Source organism: Pseudomonadaceae bacterium SI-3 (assembly GCA_004010935.1).
In the GTDB taxonomy this organism is placed as follows: Bacteria; Pseudomonadota; Gammaproteobacteria; order Pseudomonadales; family Pseudomonadaceae; genus Stutzerimonas.
Genome location: CP026511.1, coordinates 3,525,706 through 3,546,674 on the forward strand (window position 1 = coordinate 3,525,706; position 20,969 = coordinate 3,546,674).

At 60.8% G+C, this 20,969-nt stretch carries 24 protein-coding genes; 10 read left to right on the forward strand and 14 right to left on the reverse strand.

The window, feature by feature from the left end; genetic code table 11:
• Window positions 1–164: 164 nt before the first annotated feature.
• Window positions 165–2,276 (forward strand): cellulase, encoded by a 2,112-nt coding sequence (locus tag C1896_16450; protein ID AZZ46358.1) that lies wholly within the window; start codon window positions 165–167, stop codon window positions 2,274–2,276.
• Between the two features lie 47 nt (window positions 2,277–2,323).
• Here C1896_16450 and C1896_16455 read toward each other — a convergent pair whose 3' ends face one another.
• Window positions 2,324–2,704: a transcriptional regulator gene (locus tag C1896_16455; GenBank protein ID AZZ46359.1), complete on the reverse strand. Its 381-nt coding sequence runs from the start codon at window positions 2,702–2,704 to the stop codon at window positions 2,324–2,326.
• Window positions 2,705–2,857: 153 nt separating this feature from the next.
• On the opposite strand from C1896_16455, the gene C1896_16460 reads away from it, so the two are divergent.
• The gene (locus tag C1896_16460; GenBank protein ID AZZ46360.1) at window positions 2,858–3,154 is read left to right on the forward strand and encodes a hypothetical protein; all 297 of its coding nucleotides are present in this window, start codon (window positions 2,858–2,860) and stop codon (window positions 3,152–3,154) included.
• Window positions 3,155–3,200: 46 nt separating this feature from the next.
• Here the strand turns inward: C1896_16460 and C1896_16465 are convergent, their stop codons facing one another.
• Together C1896_16465 and C1896_16470 are read right to left on the reverse strand one after the other, a co-directional pair.
• Complete coding sequence (locus C1896_16465) at window positions 3,201–4,547, reverse strand: ATP-dependent helicase (protein ID AZZ46361.1); 1,347 nt, start codon at window positions 4,545–4,547, stop codon at window positions 3,201–3,203.
• A gap of 181 nt (window positions 4,548–4,728) precedes the next feature.
• Window positions 4,729–5,049, reverse strand: coding sequence for a 3-phosphoglycerate kinase (locus tag C1896_16470; protein AZZ46362.1), 321 nt, complete (start codon window positions 5,047–5,049; stop codon window positions 4,729–4,731).
• 68 nt (window positions 5,050–5,117) lie between these two features.
• Here C1896_16470 and C1896_16475 point away from each other — a divergent pair, with 68 nt between their 5' ends.
• The 3 genes from C1896_16475 (at window position 5,118) to C1896_16485 (ending at window position 7,148) form a co-directional block, all read left to right on the forward strand.
• A complete protein-coding gene (locus tag C1896_16475) occupies window positions 5,118–6,050 on the forward strand; it encodes a LysR family transcriptional regulator (GenBank protein AZZ46363.1) in 933 nt (310 codons plus the stop codon).
• A 64-nt stretch (window positions 6,051–6,114) separates the two neighbouring features.
• On the forward strand, window positions 6,115–6,666 hold the full coding sequence (locus tag C1896_16480; protein ID AZZ46364.1) for a peptidylprolyl isomerase A: 552 nt from the start codon (window positions 6,115–6,117) through the stop codon (window positions 6,664–6,666).
• Window positions 6,667–6,734: 68 nt separating this feature from the next.
• Window positions 6,735–7,148 carry a diguanylate cyclase gene (locus C1896_16485; GenBank protein AZZ46365.1) on the forward strand — a complete coding sequence of 138 codons (414 nt, stop codon included), beginning with the start codon at window positions 6,735–6,737 and terminating at the stop codon, window positions 7,146–7,148.
• 34 nt (window positions 7,149–7,182) lie between these two features.
• Here the strand turns inward: C1896_16485 and C1896_16490 are convergent, their stop codons facing one another.
• From C1896_16490 to C1896_16535, 10 genes are all read right to left on the reverse strand, one after another.
• Window positions 7,183–8,079 (reverse strand): CHAD domain-containing protein, encoded by an 897-nt coding sequence (locus tag C1896_16490; protein AZZ46366.1) that lies wholly within the window; start codon window positions 8,077–8,079, stop codon window positions 7,183–7,185.
• A 55-nt stretch (window positions 8,080–8,134) separates the two neighbouring features.
• Window positions 8,135–9,400 carry an Hsp70 family protein gene (locus tag C1896_16495; protein ID AZZ46367.1) on the reverse strand — a complete coding sequence of 422 codons (1,266 nt, stop codon included), beginning with the start codon at window positions 9,398–9,400 and terminating at the stop codon, window positions 8,135–8,137.
• A 129-nt stretch (window positions 9,401–9,529) separates the two neighbouring features.
• Complete coding sequence (locus C1896_16500) at window positions 9,530–10,882, reverse strand: MFS transporter (GenBank protein ID AZZ46368.1); 1,353 nt, start codon at window positions 10,880–10,882, stop codon at window positions 9,530–9,532.
• Between the two features lie 126 nt (window positions 10,883–11,008).
• Complete coding sequence (locus C1896_16505) at window positions 11,009–11,791, reverse strand: hydroxypyruvate isomerase (GenBank protein AZZ46369.1); 783 nt, start codon at window positions 11,789–11,791, stop codon at window positions 11,009–11,011.
• On the reverse strand, window positions 11,788–12,675 hold the full coding sequence (locus C1896_16510; protein ID AZZ46370.1) for an NAD(P)-dependent oxidoreductase: 888 nt from the start codon (window positions 12,673–12,675) through the stop codon (window positions 11,788–11,790). The genes C1896_16505 and C1896_16510 overlap by 4 nt, the downstream gene beginning before the upstream one ends.
• A 68-nt stretch (window positions 12,676–12,743) precedes the next feature.
• Window positions 12,744–13,067 (reverse strand): hypothetical protein, encoded by a 324-nt coding sequence (locus tag C1896_16515; GenBank protein AZZ46371.1) that lies wholly within the window; start codon window positions 13,065–13,067, stop codon window positions 12,744–12,746.
• Window positions 13,068–13,090: 23 nt separating this feature from the next.
• Window positions 13,091–14,134: a peptidase M4 family protein gene (locus tag C1896_16520; protein ID AZZ47709.1), complete on the reverse strand. Its 1,044-nt coding sequence runs from the start codon at window positions 14,132–14,134 to the stop codon at window positions 13,091–13,093.
• 183 nt (window positions 14,135–14,317) lie between these two features.
• Window positions 14,318–14,650 (reverse strand): hypothetical protein, encoded by a 333-nt coding sequence (locus C1896_16525; protein ID AZZ46372.1) that lies wholly within the window; start codon window positions 14,648–14,650, stop codon window positions 14,318–14,320.
• Between the two features lie 136 nt (window positions 14,651–14,786).
• Window positions 14,787–15,122 carry a hypothetical protein gene (locus C1896_16530; GenBank protein AZZ46373.1) on the reverse strand — a complete coding sequence of 112 codons (336 nt, stop codon included), beginning with the start codon at window positions 15,120–15,122 and terminating at the stop codon, window positions 14,787–14,789.
• 43 nt (window positions 15,123–15,165) lie between these two features.
• Window positions 15,166–15,492: a hypothetical protein gene (locus tag C1896_16535; protein ID AZZ46374.1), complete on the reverse strand. Its 327-nt coding sequence runs from the start codon at window positions 15,490–15,492 to the stop codon at window positions 15,166–15,168.
• Between the two features lie 323 nt (window positions 15,493–15,815).
• On the opposite strand from C1896_16535, the gene C1896_16540 reads away from it, so the two are divergent.
• The 4 genes from C1896_16540 to phnE all read left to right on the forward strand — a co-directional run bounded on the left by C1896_16540 (window position 15,816) and on the right by phnE (window position 19,184).
• Entirely contained in the window at window positions 15,816–16,667 is an 852-nt protein-coding gene (locus C1896_16540) for a putative selenate ABC transporter substrate-binding protein (GenBank protein ID AZZ46375.1), read from the forward strand.
• A 77-nt stretch (window positions 16,668–16,744) separates the two neighbouring features.
• Window positions 16,745–17,593, forward strand: coding sequence for a phosphonate ABC transporter (locus tag C1896_16545; GenBank protein ID AZZ46376.1), 849 nt, complete (start codon window positions 16,745–16,747; stop codon window positions 17,591–17,593).
• Complete coding sequence (locus C1896_16550) at window positions 17,587–18,420, forward strand: ABC transporter permease (protein AZZ46377.1); 834 nt, start codon at window positions 17,587–17,589, stop codon at window positions 18,418–18,420. The genes C1896_16545 and C1896_16550 overlap by 7 nt, the downstream gene beginning before the upstream one ends.
• Window positions 18,417–19,184 (forward strand): phosphonate ABC transporter, permease protein PhnE, encoded by a 768-nt coding sequence (gene phnE, locus C1896_16555; protein ID AZZ46378.1) that lies wholly within the window; start codon window positions 18,417–18,419, stop codon window positions 19,182–19,184. The genes C1896_16550 and phnE overlap by 4 nt, the downstream gene beginning before the upstream one ends.
• Before the next feature lie 13 nt (window positions 19,185–19,197).
• On the opposite strand, the gene C1896_16560 is transcribed toward phnE, so the two are convergent.
• Complete coding sequence (locus tag C1896_16560; GenBank protein AZZ46379.1) at window positions 19,198–19,515, reverse strand: DUF2288 domain-containing protein; 318 nt, start codon at window positions 19,513–19,515, stop codon at window positions 19,198–19,200.
• A 199-nt stretch (window positions 19,516–19,714) separates the two neighbouring features.
• Here C1896_16560 and C1896_16565 point away from each other — a divergent pair, with 199 nt between their 5' ends.
• Complete coding sequence (locus tag C1896_16565; protein AZZ46380.1) at window positions 19,715–20,833, forward strand: branched-chain amino acid ABC transporter substrate-binding protein; 1,119 nt, start codon at window positions 19,715–19,717, stop codon at window positions 20,831–20,833.
• Window positions 20,834–20,969 lie beyond the last annotated feature (136 nt).

The following is a 20,969-nucleotide window of genomic DNA, read 5'->3' on the forward strand; positions in this document are numbered from 1 at the left end:
CTATATAAAGCCTATGCACGCAGCGACCGGGAACTTCCTGAAGCGCTAAAGCGTTGCCTGGTGGCGTCAACGGTCGGTGCTTCGTTCGATGCATGGGTCTTTGGATGCCTTCGCACTTTTTAAAGGACTTCGGCCCTTTGTCGTATTAAGTTTCGGAGATATCAATGCTCGTCAAAGCGACGGTTAGCACACGTAACGTGCTGCTCGGTGCTGCGTTATTCGCAGCCACTCTAGGCATGATCAGCCCCATACAGACGGCCCACGCCGCTGCAGCCTCAACGGCTTCCGCTCTGCAGACAGTCGCCACTGCCAAGGTCAATGACTTCACCGGTCCGCAATGGCTCAAAGGTAGCTGGCGCCAGTCGGCCGGTCTTTCGATCCCAGCCACAGCAGCCAATAAAGCAGCGTTCAAGAAAGGCGCCCAGGTCCGGACGGCAGACGGGCAGGTCCGCACCGTCAAAGTGGTTTACTTTTCAGGCGCCCACATGAGCGTGATGCTCTCGGGGGCGACGCTGAATGCATCCAACAATGGCCATCCGAAAAGTGTCTCGGCCCTTGGCGCAAGTGCCGCTGCAGGTAGTGCCGTAACTGCGCCCAGCAACAACGTCGCAGCTGATACTTCATCCCACAGCAGCGCAATTAACAACTACACCAATAACGACTGGTTGAATGGTGTATGGCGCAGGTCGGCAGGTTTTTCGATTCCCGCCAGCAGCGCGAACCGCTCGGCCTTCAACGTCGGCTCCTCGGTGAAGTTGGCTGACGGCCAGGTGCGCAAGATCAACGCCGTGTATGTGTCCGGCAAAAACATGAGCCTAATGCTTTCTGGCGCGACCCTAAGCGGCAAACTCGGCTACCCGAACAAGCTGCTCTCAGCCACCAGCAGCAGTGCCCCGGCTTCGCCAATTGCTCCAAGCAAGCCCGCTACTCCGGCGCCAGAGCCGGTCGCTGGCCAGCCTGCAGCCGGCTCCTCCATGACGACTGCACTCAACGCCTTTAACGGCGGCGATTTCGTCAACGGCGTGTACAACACCAGCAAATTCGTCGGCATTTCGGTCAAGGCGACGGCGGAGAACAAGGCGGCATTCCACAAGGGCGCGAAAATCCGTTTCTTCGGCGGCCAGGTGCGCACCATCAAGCTGATCTACCATTCCGGCGGCAACATGACCGTCATGGTCGATGGCGGCCCTATCGACGGCAAGGCTGTAGGTTATCCCCGTACCGTCTCGGTTAGCAGCACCGGCTTCAGCAATACGAGCCCAAGCGCTGGCAGCACAGCCCCCCCTGCCGACGGACTGGCGCCGGCGAATCCGATCAATCTGGTCGGCATCAACCTGGCCGGCGCGGAGTTCGGTGCAGATGTCGCACTGCCCGGTGTGTACCTGAAGCAGTACATCTATCCAGGAGAGGCTGACTTCAAGCGTTACGCTGAGCGCAATCTGAAGCTGGTGCGCCTGCCGTTTCGCTGGGAACGGATTCAGCCGCGACTCAACGGCGAGCTGAACAGCGTTGAGCTTGGCCGCATGTTGGCAACGCTAGACCATGCAAAGAAATACAACATGCAGGTCATCCTCGACATGCATAACTACTACCGCTACCACGGCAAGATGATCGGATCTAACGAGGTGCCAGTGAGCGCGTTTGCCGATGCGTGGCGGCGTATTGCACAAAAGGTCGCTAACCACCCGGCAGTCTACGGCTACGGCTTGATGAACGAGCCCCACACCACCAATGGTAAGTGGCCCGCTGCCGCACTGGCTGCTGCAAAAAGTATCCGCATCCTGGACGCCGACAACTGGGTCGTCATCGCGGGCGATCGCTGGTCAAGCGCCTTCCATTGGCCGTCCTACAACACTCAGCTGGTGAAGGACTCATGGATGCGCGACCCAAACAACAACCTGATGTTCGAGGCCCATCTTTATTTCGATAAGGATTACTCGGGCTATTACACCAACCGCTACGAGAAGTACGACCCGATGATTGGCGTGGTTCGCGCAAAACCCTTCGTCGAGTGGCTGACCCGATATCGTCTGCGGGGCTTCATCGGTGAGCACGGGGCGCCGGACTTCTCACCATCGGCCGTGGTTGCCATGGACAACCTTCTCCAGTACCTGGGCCAGCATTGCATTCCCAGTACGTATTGGGCAGCCGGGCCTTGGTGGGGCGACTATGCGTTGTCGCTGGACGTAAAAAGCGGCAAACCTCGCCCTCAGTTGCCGATATTGCAGAAACACGCCGCTAACAAATCTTGCGGGGCCGTTGGTCCGCTGCGGTAAAGACCCAACCGGCGCCCCGCATCGGCGGGGCGTCTTCCTACCGGCAGCTAGCCTGCTGCCGCTAAGCTGTCGAATACTTCCGGGGTCAAAGCCGCCTCACCTTTTTCGTCCAGACGGCGACGGTTCTCGGTTCGACCTGCCCCACCCTCAAGCATCTCCATCAGGCGCACGCCTCGATCAGTCAGCACGAAATTCTCGCCATTGCCGCCTTGCTCCTCCGGACGCGTCACCATGAAACCACCTTCGAACAGCAGGCTCTCGTAGTTTTGCGCCTCAGCCTTCAAGGAATCCATGTTGGGCATTGGCTGGCCGGCCTCTTCCGCCGCCAAAGCATGCTCGTCAGCGTACTGACGTGGCGCGAAGCTCTCGTTTCCGGATTTCTGCGCTTCGCGCAGCAGGCGTAGCATCAAGTCCCAGTCGTAGGTCATGTCCGTTCTCCTGTTGCGCCGCTTCGGGAGGCGGCCATTGCTATTCGGACCCCATCCGCCGCGGCATGGTTCGATCCAGCGCAACCGCTAAAGGCTGAACTAAAGCGCGCCACTGGCGATCCACCAGATAGGTCGTTAATAAAGGAGCGCGCCATGAAACGCCTGATCATCCCTTTTACCCTTGCCCTGCTGGCCAGCCAGCCAGCGCTCGCCGACCAATGCACCACCGACGAGATCAATGCCAAGGCCAAGCAGCTCGCTGATCGAGTCAACGCCCTTACGGAAAGCAATCCGAAGCGAGCCGCGGAGATCAATGAAGAGTTGAGAGATATGGAGGTCAAGCAGACTGCCGAGCAGTTGGGCAGCGAATGCGAAGCCTACGAGAAGCGCATCAAGCATGTGGAGCAGGCGGAGAAGCAGGCCGATATCGCACCGGCCGAAAAGCGCTAAGCATGGAAACGTGCCAGGGCAGCGACGCCGCCCCGGCTATTGCAGATCATTCTGCTGCGGGCTTTTTCCGCCGCAGGGGCGCGAGACCGTCTTGACTGACGAGCGGTGACGCCGGCGCTTCGCGTTTGGCGTTCTTCGGTCGCTTGGCTACTGGCTTGGCTGCGGCCTTGCCCTTCTTGTCCGCGGTTTTTTTCTTGTCGTCCTTTTTCTTCTTGGTGCCGGCGGCTTTGCCCGAGGCCTTTAGATTCTTCGGCCCCATATAGCTGCCTTTCAGGCCTTTAATGACGCGGTGTTCGAAGCGCTGCTTGAGGTAGCGCTCGATGCTCGACATCAGATTCCAGTCGTTGTGGCAGATTAGCGAGATGGCCAAGCCTTCAGCCCCAGCGCGGCCGGTGCGGCCGATCCGGTGTACATATTCATCGCCCGAACGCGGCATGTCGAAGTTGATCACCAGATCCAGACCTTCGATATCCAGCCCACGCGCGGCCACATCGGTGGCCACCAGCACCTTGACCCCGCCTTCCTTGACCCGGTCGATGGCCAGCTTTCGGTCTTTCTGATCCTTGTCGCCATGTAGAACGAAGGCCTTCACGCCTTCCGCGACCAGACGGCCATAGAGACGGTCTGCCTGTACGCGGGTGTTGGTGAAAATCACGGCTTTCTTGTAGGTCTCGTTGGCCAGCAGCCAATGCACCAGCTTTTCTTTGTGCTCGGTGTTTTCGGCCGTGATGATCTGCTGGCGCGTACCTTCGTTGAGCTCGCTAACGCGGTTGAGCTGCAGGTGCAACGGATCACGCAACACGGCGGCGCTCATTTCGCGCAGCGCGGCGCCCCCGCTGGTAGCCGAGAACAACAGGGTCTGCTGACGCTTGGCACATTCTCCCACCAGGCGCTGCACGTCTTCGGCGAAGCCCATGTCGAGCATACGGTCGGCTTCGTCAAGGATCAGCAACTCGACATCCTTGAGGATCAGGGTACCGGCGTTGAGATGTTCGATCATGCGACCTGGTGTGCCGACGAGGATGTCCGGCACCTTGCGCAGGATCGCCGCCTGGACCTTGAAGTCCTCGCCGCCGGTGATCATCGCCGACTTGATAAAGGTGAACTGCGAGAAGCGTTCGACTTCCTTGAGCGTCTGTTGGGCCAGCTCACGGGTCGGAAGCAAGATCAGCGCACGTACATCGGTACGCACCACGGCATCGCCGATCAGCCGATTGAGCATTGGCAGCACGAAGGCGGCGGTCTTGCCACTGCCGGTCTGGGCCGTCACCCGCAGATCACGCCCTTCCAGCGCGGGGGGGATAGCCGCTACCTGCACCGGGGTCGGCTCGACGAATTTGAGTTCGGCGACCGCCTTGAGCAGGCGTTCGTGGAGGGCGAATTGGTCAAACAAGGGTGACACCTCAAGCAAGTCGAAAAAAACGTGGCATAGAGTAACCCGTCCGACGCGCGCAGAGTCGTCTTTGTACTGCGCGACGACAAGCTGGCCGGCAGCTAGAACCGGAAGTTCAGCTCGTGAAAAACGACATTGGCTTCGCTCGCCGCCTCGGCGGATAGCGCGAGTCAGGCCAACGTCACTGAGGCTCGCAGGTCAGCTTGATGCGCAGGCGGATCACATCGCGCTTGAACTTGGCGGTCATGGGCTTGCGTTCCCCTGACTCGAGCGTGACCCGTCGGGTGCGCGGCATTTCCGGCCCATTGCGAAACGAGGCGGTACACTCGACCGGGCGGTCCCCAAGGTTCTGCAGTACCAGGCCAGCCATATCGCGGTCGATGGTCTCGGTGCTCGCCAGCACCTCGGCGCCGTTGAGCTCCTGCTCGAGGTCCACGGGGTAGCTGACGGCAAGCGCACTCAGTGGGAAGATGACGAGCGCAGCGAAGCAGAGTCTTTTCATTTTTTATGTGGGCTCCTCGAATAGGCGACCGCCAGCGTACCAGACCGACGCAACAGGAAAACAATGGAATGAAAGTGCCCCGTGTGACCCTTGATCAATGGCGAACCCTGCAGGCGGTGATCGACCACGGCGGCTTCGCCCAGGCCGCTGAAATGCTGCATCGTTCGCAATCCTCGGTGAGCTATACGGTGGCGCGCATGCAAGAGCAATTAGGCGTCCCCCTGTTACGTATCGATGGCCGCAAGGCGGTACTGACCGATGCCGGTGAGGTGCTTTTGCGCCGCTCCCGGCAGCTGGTCAACCAGGCCGGGCAACTGGAAGAGCTGGCGCACCACATGGAGCAAGGCTGGGAAGCTGAAGTGCGGCTAGTGGTCGATGCCGCCTACCCCAACGCCAAGCTGATCCGTGCGCTGACCGCGTTCATGCCACAAAGCCGAGGTTGCCGGGTGCGGCTGCGTGAAGAAGTGCTGTCCGGTGTTGAAGAGGTCCTAAAGGACGGCACGGCGGATCTGGCGATCAGCGGTCTGGATATCACCGGCTACCTTGGCCAGGAACTGGGCACTGTCGAATTCATCGCTGTCGCGCACCCCAACCACTCGCTGCATCAGCTGCAACGCAAGCTCAGCGTCCAGGATCTACAAAGCCAGATGCAGGTGGTGGTGCGCGATTCCGGCCAGCGCCAGCCGCGCGACAGCGGCTGGCTGGGGGCCGAACAACGCTGGACGGTCGGCAGCCTGGCCACTTCGGTCGGCTTCGTCAGCAGTGGCCTGGGCTTTGCCTGGCTACCTCGGCACATGATTCATCGCGAACTGGCCGAAGGAGCCCTCAAGCCGCTGCCTCTGGTCCAGGGCAGCGTTCGCAGGCCACTCTTCTACCTCTACACGAACCCCGACAAACCGCTCGGTCCGGCCACACAGATTCTCATTGACCTGATCAGGACGTACGATGCACAAGCGCAATCGCCTGTTCAGCCGGTGAGCAACACCAAGCACGACGGCTGAAGCACCTGTGCAACCGGCCTGCATGAACGGGCTGACCCAGGCTTACCCATACCAGGAATAGACCATGAAACGACTCGCACTCGCCGCCTGCTCACTGCTGCTCGCCGGCAACCTGTTCGCCGCGGAGAATCCTCACGTACTGCTAAACACCAGCATGGGCGAAATCGAAATCGAGCTGGAGGCCGAAAAGGCCCCGGTCAGCGTGAAGAACTTTCTCGAATATGTCGAAAGCGGCTTCTACGACGGCACCGTCTTTCACCGCGTGATCCCTGGTTTCATGATCCAGGGCGGCGGCTTTAACGAGGGCCTGAGCCAGAAGAAGACCCGTGAGCCGATCAAGAACGAGGCCGACAACGGTCTGCACAACGTACGTGGCACCCTCGCCATGGCGCGCACACAGAACGTCGACTCGGCGACCAGTCAGTTCTTCATCAACCACCGTGACAATGACTTCCTTGACCATGGCAGCCGCGACTTCGGCTATGCGGTATTCGCCAAGGTGGTGCGCGGCATGGACGTGGTCGACCAGATCGCCCAGGTGCCGACCGGCAACCGCAGCATGATGCAGAACGTACCGCTGACGCCGGTCAAGATTGTCTCAGCGAAGAAACTCTGACCTTTCCACGTCAGTCGACAGTGTGCACGGCACCCGCCGTGCACCGGCTGCTGAACAGGAGACCTGACATGAGTGAACAGAACATGCTGAACACCGCCGAAGGGGAAGCACAACTGCTTCAAGACCTGCTGAGCGCGGAGCGCGCCGGGGCCAAGGTCGCCGGTGAAAGCCTGCAGCAGTGTAACGATCCAACCCAGCAGAAGTTGCTCGAGCAGATCCGCCAGGGCGAGGTCGACAGCTGCCGGCTGGTCCTGAACTGCATGAATCATCTGAACATCGAGCCCAACCGCGAAACCGGCGCGTTTTACGGTAAGGCCATGGCCATCGAGTCGCTGGACGAGCGCCTGACCTTCGTTGACCGCGGCCAGCAGTGGGTGATCCGCAAGTTGCGTGAGTACCTGCCCGGCTGCGACGATGATTTCATCCGCACGGAGCTGGAAAAAATGCTGAAGATTCACGAGATCAACAGCCAGGCCGCCTGATGCCTGGCTCATCGTGCAGCGCAGCTGAGTTTGGTCAGTCGGCGGCGACGTCCCAATAGCGCTGCCAGCGTGCCACCAGCTCCTTAGGCGCCTCCGAATAGATCTTCTCCCCCAGCTTGAGCGCGGCGCTCTGCAACTCGCTACGACGTTCTGCTATGGCAGTGTTGAGTCGCTCACGCAGGGTGTCGTCGCCGAACAATGCCGGCTGAGCCTGCGTCAGCTCCGTCAGCACCGCCAGATCATGATCATCGCCCAGCTGATCCGCCAGATCCTTGAGCGAGTCGCTGCGCAGCTGCATCAGCTTCGGCCAACTCGGCGTCAGTAGCCTGGTCTGGTACCAGTGATCCTTAACCCGCTTGCGCCACTGGTGGAGCTGTTCGTCGCTTAGATCGAGCTTGGTTTTGGCCAGCTCAGCGCAACCGTCTGCGTAGGTGCGTTCGACACCGCCAGACAGCAAGTCGAAGCCCTTGGCTTGAAGTGACCAGGTGTCGATGCAGCTTCGCGCATCCTTCAGCTCATCGATCACTTTGCCGATGCGCGAATCGAGGTCGGTAGTGCCGCTTTCGGCCTGCTTCGCCCGAGCCTGCAGGCGACGCCGGGTCAGCTTGAAATCCGCCTCGGCGAACAGGTCCGGGAAACGCTTTGCCAGCGCATCCCAGCTTTCCAACATGGCAGTCGCGTCACGTGACTCGGCCAAGGCGCGCCCCAGATCCCGCAAACGGTGATTTTCTCGCTGAAACTCGTTTCCCAGCGGCTTGCGCACCAGGCGCAGAAGCGCCCGCAACTCTTTGAACCGTTTGCGCGCCTGATGCACGCCCTCGGCGCGGTCTTCGGGTGCAACGCTTAGCGCCTCGATGGCTTTGTCGATGCCCTGCCGGGCGACTTTTCGCACCTCGGCGGCAGGGTCTTGCGGACGCAGCTTGTAGCCCATGACAACTCCCGTTCAGGCCCGCTGCCGCACTCGCACAGCAGGCATGACGGGCGATTCAACCGTAGCGCTTGCGCGCCTCGATGGCCAGGCCGCTACCGATACTGCCGAAGCGATTGCCTTCAACGTGGCGTGCCCGTGGCAGCAAGGCGGCGACGCTATTGCGCAGCGCCGGGATCGCACTGGAGCCGCCCGTGAAGAAGACCGTGTCGATGTCCTCGTGCTTGAGCCCGGCACTCTTGAGCAATTGACTGACATTGGTGCGGATTCGTTCGAGCAGGGGGTTGATCGCCGTTTCGAATACAGGACGCGTGAGTGTGGCTTCGAGGCCGGATTCGATTCGCGCGAAGTCGATCAGGAAGCGTTCATGCTCGGTCAGTTCGATCTTGCCCTGCTCGACCTGCATCGCCAGCCAATGCCCGGCGCGTTGCTCGATCAGGCTGAACAACCGGTCGATTCCAGTGGGGTCGACAATGTCGTAGCGCATGCTCTGCAATGCACGCAGCGAAGCTGGAGCGTAGACCGCGTTAATCGTGTGCCAGGTGGCCAGATTGAGATGAGTGCTGGTGGGCATGGGTGCATCGCTTTTCATCCGGCTGCCGTAGCCGAACAGGGGCATTACCCCCTGCAAGCTGAGCTGCTTGTCGAAATCGGTACCGCCGATGTGCACGCCAGAGGTAGCAAGGATGTCGTCCTGACGGTCATCGATCTGCCGTCGCTCCGGTGCCAGCCGCACCAGTGAAAAGTCAGAGGTACCGCCGCCGATGTCGACGATCAGCACGCGCTCTTCCCGCTCGATGCGCGACTCGTAGTCGAACGCTGCGGCGATGGGTTCGTACTGGAAGGAGACGTCCTTGAAACCGATCTTGTTGGCCGCAGCGGCGAGTGTATTCGCCGCTTCCCTATCTGCATCCGGGTCGTCGTCTACGAAAAACACCGGGCGGCCCAGCACCACCTCATCGAACGAGCGCCCGGCCTGCTCTTCAGCACGTTGTTTGAGGGTCCCGAGAAACAGCCCGAGAATGTCCTTGAACGGCATGGCGCCGCCGAGCACGGTCGTCTCACTCTTGAGCAGCTTGGACCCGAGCAGGCTTTTCAGCGAGCGCATCAAACGCCCTTCGTAGCCTTCCAGGTATTCGGCCAAGGCCAGGCGGCCATAGACCGGACGACGCTCTTCGGTGTTAAAGAACACCACCGAGGGCAAGGTTTGCTGATCGCCTTCCAGCACCAACAGCGGCTCGGCGTCAGGACGCCACCAACCGACGGTGGAATTGGAGGTACCGAAGTCGATGCCGCAGGCGCGGGCGGGGGACGGGTTATGCATGTGCGGTCCGGACTTCTAAAAACGGCCGCGCAGTTTATGCGAGCCCGTCAGCAAATGCAGGCCAATCGTCGGGCTGGCTCAACCAGGCAAACCACTGCGGCAGTCGAGCGCCGCCGCAGTGGAGCGCCGTTAGGCGAGTGACGGCTCGGCAGCGGCCGCGGCAGCGGAGTCGGTCATGCCGTCCGTCATGCGCTTGGCGTCATGGCAGAAAGTGCGGGAGGCCTGGAACAGGAACACCATGGTGAGCAGCAGCGAGCCGGGGATCAGGTACATCGCACCGTGTAAACCTTCGGCGCGGAAGACTTCGCTCATCTCACTGGCACCTGCGGCAAGCATTGCCGACTCGGCAAAGTGGTCCGACAGAAGTCCCACCACCACCGTGCCCATGCCACCACCAAGCAGATACAGACCGGCGAAGAACAGAGCCATGGCTGTGGCCCGCAGACGTGGTTCGACGACGTCCTGAATGGCTGTGTAAACGCAGGTGTAAAAGTTGTAGGAGAACAGCCAGCCGATACTGAAGACCGCGACGAACACGCCCACTTCAATCCGCCCGGCAAGCAACGCATACCCGGTCAGAGCGGTGGCGATAAGCATGCTCACCGCGGCGAAGATCAGGCGGCCGCGGGCAAAGCGTTGATGGATCTTGTCTGCTACCCAACCGCCGAGGGTTAAACCGACCAAACCCGTCAAGCCGACGATCACCCCGGTGGCGATCGACGCCTCCACCAGCGGCACCGCGTGATAGCGCATCAGCAACGGCACCATGAAGGCGTTGCAGGCGTAGGTGGCGAAGTTGAACGCCAGCCCCGCCAGCACCAGCCACCAGAATGTGCGGATCGCGAACACCTTGCGAATCGGCTGCTCCACACGCGCCTGCGACACTTTCACCGTTTCCGCCGCGCCACGCTGGGGTTCCTTGACGAAAAAGATGAACAGCGCCAGCACCAGACCAGGCACTGCCGCAATGAAGAACGGTGCGCGCCAGCTACCGAAATATTCCACCATCGAGCCAATGGTGAAGAAGGCCAGCAGCAGACCCAGCGGCAGCCCTAGCATGAAGATACCCATGGCCCGAGCGCGTTTGTGCGCCGGAAACAGATCGCCAATCAGCGAATTGGCCGCAGGCGCATAGCTGGCCTCACCGATGCCGATGCCCATGCGCACCAGCAGAAAGGTCCAGAAATTCCAGGCCAGACCGTTTACAGCGGTCAGCCCGCTCCAGACAGTCAACCCCCAGCCCATGATCTTGCGCCGTGAGCCGATGTCGGCCATGCGGCCCAGTGGCACGCCGGCGATCGCATAGATGATGGTGAAAGCGGTGCCGATCAAGCCCAGCTGGAAATCGTTGAGATCCCACTCCAGGCGGATAGGCTCGGCAATGATTGCCGGGATGGTGCGATCGAAAAAATTGAACAGGTTGGCCAGAAACAGCAGAAACAGGACGCGCCAGGCGTTCGCGGCTTGGGTGGATGGCTGCATGACGTCGCTCTCGATTTATTGTTATGCGTCGGTCGTGTGCCGACCGATTCTCGGAACTGACTCTAGGGTTCTAACGTGCGTCTGTCTGTCACCATCACTTTCGCTGATGCCGGCCGATGCGACGGGTCAGCTCTGCCGCCAAGCCTCTAGCCAACCAAGGCTGTTTGAAGTGCCGGCGCTATCGGGACGGTATTCGGCCGCCAACCAGCCGGAATAGCCCACTGCTTGCAACGCTTCGAGCAGCGGTCCGAACGCTATCGAACCCGTGCCGGGCGCACCGCGGCCGGGACAGTCAGCAAACTGCACATGACCTATCCGCGATCCCAGAAGCCGGATACCCGCGGCGACGTCCAGCCCTTGACGGGCCATGTGATAAAGGTCCAGCTGAGCCTGGCAATTGGGATGGTCGACGCGCTCCAGCAGCGTTTGCAGATGCGCGGGTGTATTGATCAGAAAGCCGGGCATGTCGAGTGGATTGATCGCCTCGCACACCACTCGAACTCCAAGCAATGCGAACGCCTCGGCGCTTTTGCGCAGGTTGGCTATCAGGGTTTCCAAGGCTTGCTCGCGCGTGACACCTTCGGCCAGCCGGCCCGGCAAGACGTTGACGCACAGTGGGCGCGTCATGGCCGCATAGGTCAGGCCTTCCTGAAGCGCCCCATCGAACTCAGCCTGCCGTGACGGCACCGCCACCAGCCCCGCACCGCCCAGCATGAAATCGCCAGCCGGCAGGTTAATCAGCACCAGCGGCAGACCCGCACGCTCCAGCAACTCCTTTAGCTGCAGGGCAGGGAGCTCGTAGGGAAACTGGATTTCTACGCCATCGAACCCGGCAATCCGAGCGGCCATGATGCGCTCGGCCAACGGCAGTTCGGTGAACAACATGGACAGGTTGGCTGCAATCTTCATTGATCTTGCTCCCGGAACATCCTGACCAGCGTGGACGGGTCATTTTCCAGCTCGCCCTGACTACCGTGCAGGCGCATCAGCTGTGCGGCGAGGCCGGTCATGGGCGTGGCTCCGCCTGCTTCACGAGAGACCTGCACGGCCGTGTCGAGGTCCTTGAGCAGGGTGCGAACGCGCCACTTCACCGGCTCGAACTCGCTGTGGGCCATTTGCGGGGCGAGGATCTGCAGCGGTTTGGAATCGGCGAAACCGCCAGCCAGTGCCGACGCGATGAGAGTGGCGTCGACCCCGGCGCGTTCGGCCAAAGCCACCACTTCGGCGATGACCAATGCATTACAGGCGACGATCATCTGGTTACAGGCTTTGGTCACCTGGCCGGCGCCGACATCGCCCATGTGGGTCAACCGCTGGCCGAGGTGTGCCAACACGGGCCGAACCCGCTCGACATCCTCGCCGCGTCCGCCTGCCATGATTGCCAGGCTGCCCGTCTCGGCACCCGCCGTACCGCCGGATACCGGTGCATCGACCCAGCGCATGCCGCTCCGGGATTCGAGTTCGGCGGCCATGGCGCGCGTGGCCGTTGGCTCCAGACTGGAATGATCGACCAGCAATTGGCCCGTTTTTGCTCCCTCGACGATACCACCCGAACCAAACACCACCTCACGTACCACCGCGGTGTCTGCCAGACAAAGCAGCACCATGTCTGCGTCACTGCACAGGTCGGCCGGATTGCTGGCCTGTCGCGCGCCGGCCTCTATTAGGGGGGCGCACTTTTCGGGGGAACGGTTCCAGACCGTCAATCGATAACCGGCAGCGAGCAGCCGGCGGCACATTGGCAGGCCCATCAGGCCGATGCCGGCAAAAGCGATCGTTGGCAAATCAGACATACGGGTGGTTCCTGTAAAACCGGGCCCGGGATTCTAGCGCCGCTCTGGCGCCGATGGCCAAGCCGGCCTCAAAGCAGCTCCCCATTGTCCCACAAACGCACCAGCTCCCCAGGCGCTTGCTCTTCGGGGACTTGCAGCAGCATCTCGCCGTCATGCTCGTTTTCGCGGTAATGAAGCTCGATCTGGTAGTAACGACGATCGCCCTGCCCAGCGTCAGCACTCGCCAACGGAAGGCAGCCTTCCAGCACGGAGCAAATCTGGCCGCGTTGGCGTTCGTCACAGCTGGCGAAATCGATCTCACGCGGCCGAGAGAGTGCCTGCATCGCGGCGAACCCGCCCTGCCGCGAGAGGCGAACGGTTGCTTCTTTGCCCAGCGGTGGTAGCTGTTTCATGACGTCTCCTCGTTGGGGCCTGTTTACGGCACAAGGACACCGACATCTGTCCATGCCTGCCTTACCGCCTGAACCTCGCTACTGCCGACATCGAAGCGGATCACCGCGTTATCGAGCGTCAACCCAGCGAACGCGACGAAATCCGCATCCTTGGCCAAACGCTGATCACAGAGGGTGTCATACCAGATGCGCCCAGCCTTCTCCCAGGCATAACCACCAAGCGCCCGAGCGGCGAGATAGAACGCGCGATTGGGGATGCCGGAGTTCAAGTGAACACCACCATTGTCGTCACGGGTGTCGATAAAGTCGCGCATATGCGCAGGCTGCGGGTCCTTGCCCAGCAGCGGATCGTCATAGGCGCTGCCGGGGTTGGCCATCGAGCGCAGTGCCGAGCCGCTCACCTTGTCGGTCAGCAACTCGGCGCCGATCAACCAATCGGCCTGGTCCGCTGCCTGCTTGAGGCTGAACTGTTTCACCAACACGCCGAACACGTCAGATAGCGATTCATTCAGGGCACCGGACTGATCGGAGTACAGCAGCCCGGCCTCGCTTTCGATGACGCCATGAGTCAGCTCGTGCGCCACGACATCCAGAGATCGCGTGAAGCGATTGAAGATCTCGCCGTCACCATCGCCGAAGACCATCTGCGCGCCGTTCCAAAAGGCATTCTCGTAGCCGACCCCGTAGTGCACCGTGCCGATCAGCGGGAAACCATGATTGTCGATCGAGTCGCGCCCGAACACCTGCCAGAAGCATTCGTGGGCCTTGCCGAGTGCATCGTAGGCCTCGTCGACCGCTGCATCGCCGACCGGCGGCTGTCCCTCGATTCTTGCCAGCATCCCAGGCAGCAACATCTGCTGCCCTGCATCGTGAATGCTGCGTCGCGGTTCGCCCGGCAGGTCTCGTTCAGGCAACACGCTGACGATTGGCTGACGGTTGGGTGGCCCGGGGTTGGGCAGCAGATGATGAATATGGGACAGGGTGTCGAGCGCTCGCTCGCGCTGTGGGGCGGAGCCGTGCTCAATTATCCGGCTGAGTACGTAAGGCGGAATGAAGCCGTGGCGCATGGTTGAGTAATGCATGGGTTCCCCTTCAGCCAGCTCGCTTGCAAGGCATCCACGCACGTTGATCCGATTAAGGCGCAGCGTTGTCGTGCCGGCTGTTTTCGATGTCTGCTTTCAGCAGGCTAGAGCAAAAGCCCAAGTCGGCAAGCCGCAAATGGGGTGCTTTGATTTGGGGAGCGCGGGGATTCAGCCAGTGATCGAGCCGTCGTTGGCGGCAAGATGCACCTTAGCGGTCGCACTGCTGCGGTTGAGCGCTTCGATAGCCTGGTCGAGCTGCTTGACGCAGAGGTCTACGGCCATTTGGCGCAAAGACTCTGGCCACTCATGGTCGGTAACCGGTTCGATCATATCCAGGATGTCGGTATAGCCGACGAGCATCCCATGCTTCACCTTTAGGGTTTCGCCAGCTGAAAGAACTGTGAGCGGGTCTCGCGAGGTGATTACCGCCCCCGCGTCGAGCAGTCCGTCGATGTGTTTACGCAGGGCATGGAGTGCGCGCTTGTCCCGGGTCGAATCCATATCAAAAAGACATCATCCATAAAGGCGGCGGATTCTACTAAATGTGACAAGCATCACAATGTAATTTCGAATCTGCCGCACCGACCTTGCGTTATGGACTCGCCCCAGAGTCACTCTGTGGGGGCAGCGTTATGCGTTAGCGCTTCGAAATGCTATGCATCATGGGGCTTCTCTTCGGTTCGCCAGAGGTACCGAAGTCATCCTGACGAGTATCAACAAGCTGACCCAGGCAAATCTCGACAGCGACGTGCCGTGATTCTGAGCACGGCCAAACATGCCTGGCGATGACGGCAACCAAGCTCCGAATGCCGGTCTCATTGAAGAGCCGCCCATTACGCACCGTGAGTGTGCACTCGTGAAAATCGATGGTGATCGGACAGCGCCCGGTCAGGCCTGCTCCGGCGCTGATCAGATAATCGATGTGCCGGCGCAACGTATGGTTTTCACGACGTTCGGAGCGCATGGCGGTCATCTGCCGGCCCGGGTGTGCATCACCGCTAGCTGATCGTCCTGCATTAGCACGCTTGGCCTTGCTTGACCGAAGCGCCATTCTCCGGATTTTTTTCAAGCTCGTTGTCAATAGCCTCGTCGAGCTGACGGCAGCAGAGGTCAGCAGCCATCTCGCGCAATGACTCCGGCCATTCACCGTCAGTGGTCGGCTCGATCAGTGCGAGCGATTTGTAGTAACTGATGAGCATGCCGTGCTCGACCCGCAGGACCTGACTGCCATCGAGCAGGATTAACGGATCCCGCTGGGTAATAACGGCGCCGCTCGCCAAGAGCGCATCGATGTGTTTTCGCAGCGCATGAAGCTTCCGCTTATCTTCTCTGAAATCACTCATGCCGCAACCCTCGTCCTTGAAGGCCCGAGATTCTAGTCAAACATTGATGGCACTTAAATATCTAAATGCCACTACAGCCATCATTCGCCGCTCTGAGCTGAGCATCATTTGATCCATGTCATTCCCACCTGCGCCTACGCAGGGGGCTGGCACAGTACATGTTGGTTCCCGGCCGGATAGACAGCGCACCAAACTTGCCACACCCCGCCGTTTACCTCCGTTTCGCCAAGCGGCAGCGCCATCTCGGCCAGACGCTTGCGTTGACGCAGCCTTCTACCTCTATAATCCGCGCGCTTTTTCCGCTATTGAACCGGAGAACCACAATGCTGAAGCGCACCCTGGCAGCCGTCACCGGCCTTGCCCTCTCGTTGTCTATTGCCACCACCCATGCCGCCGACGTACTTCGCGTATCGGCCATCCCCGACGAAGCCCCGACTGAGCTGATTCGCAAGTTCGAACCGCTGGGCCAATACCTCGAAAAAGAACTGGGCATGCCGGTGAAATTCACGCCGGTCTCCGATTACGCGGCAGTTGTCGAAGCACTTGCTTCCGACCGCCTCGACCTGGCCTGGCTCGGCGGTTTCACCTTCGTCCAGACTCGCCTGAAAACGGGCGATGCGATCCCGCTCGTACAGCGTGAGCAGGACGAGAAATTCACCAGCAAATTCATCACTGCCGATCCCGAGGTTAAAACGCTGCAGGACCTCAAGGGCAAGACCTTTGCGTTTGGCTCCGTGTCCTCGACCTCCGGCAGCCTGATGCCGCGCTACTTCATGATCAAGGACGGCATCGACCCCGAGCAGTTCTTCAAGCGCATCGCCTATTCCGGCGCCCACGACGCCACGGCCGCCTGGGTTCAGGCTGGCAAGGCCGACGGTGGCGTACTCAATGCCTCGGTTTGGGACAAGCTGGTCGCGGCTGGCAAGGTCGACACTGACAAGGTGCGGGTGATCTCAACCACGCCGCCCTATTACGACTACAACTGGACCGTACGCGGCAACCTGGAGCCGGCGCTGGCCGAGAAGATCAAAAACGCGTTTCTCAAACTCGACCCGAAGAACCCGGAACACAAGAAGATTCTTGATCTTCAGGCCGCAACACGCTTCATCGAAACGCGCCCGGAAAATTACGAAGGCATCGAGGAAGCCGCGCGCGCCGCTGGCCTGTTGAAGTGAGTTCTGCCAGTCGGTCCGCTGCAACTCTGCGGACCGCTCGGGCAGTACCAAGCGAGCACGCTTGAATGAGCGTGTCGATGGTGTCTTCGAGCCCACGCACTTCGCTAACAAACCAGACCGAACCGGCCCTGAGCCTGTCCGGCGTCAGCTACTGCCATGCCAACGGTCACGTCGCACTGCGCGACGTTGACCTGCAGATCACGAAAGGCGAGCGCGTTGCGCTTATCGGTCCCTCTGGCGCAGGCAAGACCACCTTGTTGCGCTTGCTTGCCACGCACGTGCAGCCGAGCAAGGGTGAGTTCGAACTGCTCGGCTGCCAGCCCTGGACGTTATCAGTCGGTGCCCGGCAGAAACTGCGTGGTCGCATCGGTCTGATTCATCAGGCACCACCGCTGCCACCTCGCCAACGCGTGATAACCTCGGTGCTGGCCGGGCGGCTGGGGCACTGGTCGCTCGGCCGCAGTCTGCTCAGTCTGGTCTATCCGCTGGACAAGAACGGCGCAGCCGAAGTACTGGGTAAGCTGGATCTGGCAGACAAGCTCTATGAGCGCTGCGATCAGTTGTCCGGTGGTCAGTTGCAGCGCGTCGGCATCGCCCGTGCGCTGTACCAGAGCCCGGCGCTCATGCTGGCAGACGAGCCGGTATCCGCGATGGACCCGGTGCTAGCGGCTTATTCGTTGAACGTACTAAACCGCGAAGCCACGCATTGCCAGGCCACACTCATAGCCAGCCTGCACGCGGTCGAGCTGGCGCTGGAGCATTTCCCTCGGGTGATTGCCGTTCGTGACGGACGAATCCTGTTCGATAAAGCATCCAACACCGTGACGCCGGGCGAGCTCGATGCACTCTATGCCAACGACCAGCTAGATGGCTTCGCACGCGTTGAGCCGACACCGGGCCCGAGCCTGCATATTCCTCGATGCTGAACCCCGCCCTCACCCAGCGCGACCCTGCCGCTCGCTCACGCCTGTTGCTGACACTGGTAGCGCTGGCTCTGCTTTGGCCTGGACTGTCATTAAGCGAGCTGGATCTCAGCGTGCTCGTCGATGGCAGCAACGCCGACACCATGGGCGCCTTTTTGTCCGGTTTCTGGCCTCCGGCACATGACACGGAATTTCTACTTCTGCTGGGGCGTGCAACGCTGGAAACGCTCGCCATCGCCACGGCGGGTATGGCGCTGGCACTGGCTGTTGCCATTCCCTGCGCGCTTCTGGCAACACGCGCGCTGTCGATTTCGGCCCTAAGTCGCGGCGGCCGTCCGCACTGGTGGGCGCAGGCCGTTCGTTGGCCCGTTCGAGGGCTGCTGATCCTGCTACGCAGCGTGCCGGAAATCGTCTGGGCGCTGCTCTTCGTGCGGGCCGTCGGCCTTGGCCCAACCGCAGGCGTGCTGGCCATCGCCATCACCTACGCCGGCATGCTCGGCAAGGTCTACGCAGAAATCTTCGAGTCGGTCGATCCGCTGCCTACGCGCGCATTGATCGGCGCGGGCGGTTCACGTCTGCAGGCCTTTGCCTACGGCGTGCTGCCACAGGCAACGGGCGAGATGCTGTCCTACACGGTCTATCGCTGGGAGTGCGCCATCCGTGCCTCGGTCGTCATGGGCTTTGTCGGTGCGGGCGGCCTGGGCCAGCAGATGGATCTGTCGATGCGCATGTTCGCTGGCGGCGAAGTGGCGAGCATGCTGCTGACCTTCCTCCTGCTGGTGCTGCTGGCGGATCTGTTCAGCCAGCTGCTGCGCAGGAGGTTCGTATGAAGTCGCTTGCTCGCTATGCGCTACCGCTATTTCTAATCATGGCGGTGGTCGCTTCGTTCGCCTACTTGCAGCTCGACACCAGCGCACTGATGAGCCGTGATGGCGCAGTGCAAATGGGCGAATACGCTGCTGCTTTCTTCAGCCCCGATCTGTCAGCGCCGCACCTGCGCGCAATCGCTTACGGCGCCTTGGAAACACTGGCGATGTCGGCCATCGGCACGCTTCTCGCGGCTGTGCTCGGTTTGATACTGGCGCTGCCAGCCTCCGGACGCTTCGGATTGGTCACCCAGGGCGCTTCACGGCTGCTGCTCAATGCGCTTCGTGCGATACCCGAACTCGTCTGGGCGGCGCTGATGGTGCTGGCGGCGGGCCTGGGACCGAATGCTGGCACCCTGGCCCTGGCGCTGCACACAGCTGGTGTGCTGGGTCGATTGTTTGCCGAAGCCCTGGAAAACACACCGAGCGCGCCAAGCGAGGCGTTGCGGCTGGCCGGCAGTGGGCGGATCGGTGCATTCTGCTACGGCACCCTTCCGACGTTATGGCCGCAAATCATGGCTTATACGCTGTATCGCTGGGAGAACAACATCCGCATGGCCAGCGTGCTCGGCTTCGTCGGCGCCGGCGGCCTCGGACAGATGCTCTACATGAGCCTCAGCCTGTTCCAAGAGGCCCAGGCCTCGACAGTCATTCTGGCCATGCTGCTGATGGTACTGGCAGTCGATGCGTTGAGTGGCTGGGCGCGCCAGCGCTGGGTGCGCAGCTAGCGACTGACTTGAATCAGTGCAGGCTGGGCTTCGCTGCCCTTTCCTGCACCAACACCCAGGGCGCAACAACAACGGCCCAGAGTGACGGATCGCGTTCAAGCCAGTCTTGGGCCTGCCCTGCCTCAAGCTTGCCGAGATGGCCTTCTGCTAGCCATGCGGTCACTTTTTCCCGATCATCCTTGGCGACCGCCTGTGCCGCAGCGATCAGATCAAAGTCACTGGCCACCCGCAGCAGCGCACCACGAGCAAAGAACGGTTGCAGCTCCTGCCAGGTAATCGAGGCTGTTTCACCCAGCAGCTTGGCATAGAGAGTGCTTGAATCTTCGCTCATGAGGTCCACCCGGTCTAAAAGGGCGCAATGATAGCGCTCGGGTAAATCTCATCAAGCGGATGGAATTCCTGACTGTGCAAACAGGTGCTGACGCTTCTACACTGTGCCGGTACAGTTGCCGTACCGTTTGGGGACGTTGAGCCCTTAACGACACTGCAGCCCGCAGGATCCAAACAATAATGATGCAAGTGGAGCGCATATGAAGACCAAGCAGCGTCTTTCGAAACTATTCATGGCTATCGCTTTGACGGGTGCAGCGAGCTACACGCTGGCCGCCGACAACATCAAGATCGGCTTGGCCGGTCCGGTTACCGGGGCTGTCGCGCAGTACGGGGACATGCAGTTCATCGGTGCCCAGATGGCCATCGAGCAAATCAACAAGGAAGGTGGCGTCAACGGTCAGCAGCTTGAAGGTATCGTTTATGACGACGCCTGCGACCCCAAGCAGGCCGTGGCGGTTGCCAACAAGATCGTTAACGACGAGGTCAGCTTCGTCGTTGGTCACCTCTGCTCCAGCTCCACCCAGCCGGCGTCCGATATCTATGAAGACGAAGGCATTCTGATGATTACCGCAGCGTCGACCAGCCCGGACATCACCTCTCGTGGCTACGAGCTGATCTTCCGTACCATCGGTCTGGACAGCCTGCAGGGCCCGACCGCCGGTAACTACATCGCAGACACCGTCAAGCCAAAGAATGTAGCTGTTATCCACGACAAGCAGCAGTACGGCGAAGGCATTGCGACCGCGGTCAAGGAAACCCTGGAGAAGAAAGGCGTCAAGGTTGGCCTGTTCGAGGGCATCAACGCTGGCGACAAGGACTTCTCCTCGATGATTTCCAAGCTCAAGCAGGAGAATGTCGACTTCGTCTACTACGGCGGCTATCACCCAGAGCTGGGCCTGCTGCTGCGTCAAGCCAAGGAGAAGGGCCTGAATGTCCGTTTCATGGGCCCAGAAGGTGTAGGCAACAAGGAAATCTCCGCCATTGCCGGCCCGGCTTCCGAAGGCCTGCTGGTCACGCTCCCGCAATCTTTCGATCAGGATCCGCGCAACCAGAAGCTGGTCGACGCATTCAAGGCGAAGAAGCAGGACCCGAGCGGCCCGTTCGTGTTCCCGGCCTACGCCGCTGTTCAAGTCATTGCCGAGGGTATCGAGAAAGCCGGCAGCACTGACACCGCCAAGGTGGCCGAAGCGCTGCGCAGCAACACCTTCGACACGCCGACCGGCAACCTCTCGTTCGACGAGAAGGGTGACCTGAAAGACTTCAACTTCGTGGTTTACGAATGGCACCAGGACGGCACCAAGACCGAAGCCAAGTAAACCTATAACCACAACCGATCCGAAGCCCACGGCATCCGCTGTGGGCTTTGTTTTAGCTGATCGGGGCCAACCCGGCCACAAGCACGGGACGCCCCAGCAACACCTTCAACCAAGCGAGTGGCCTGCACAGCTGGCC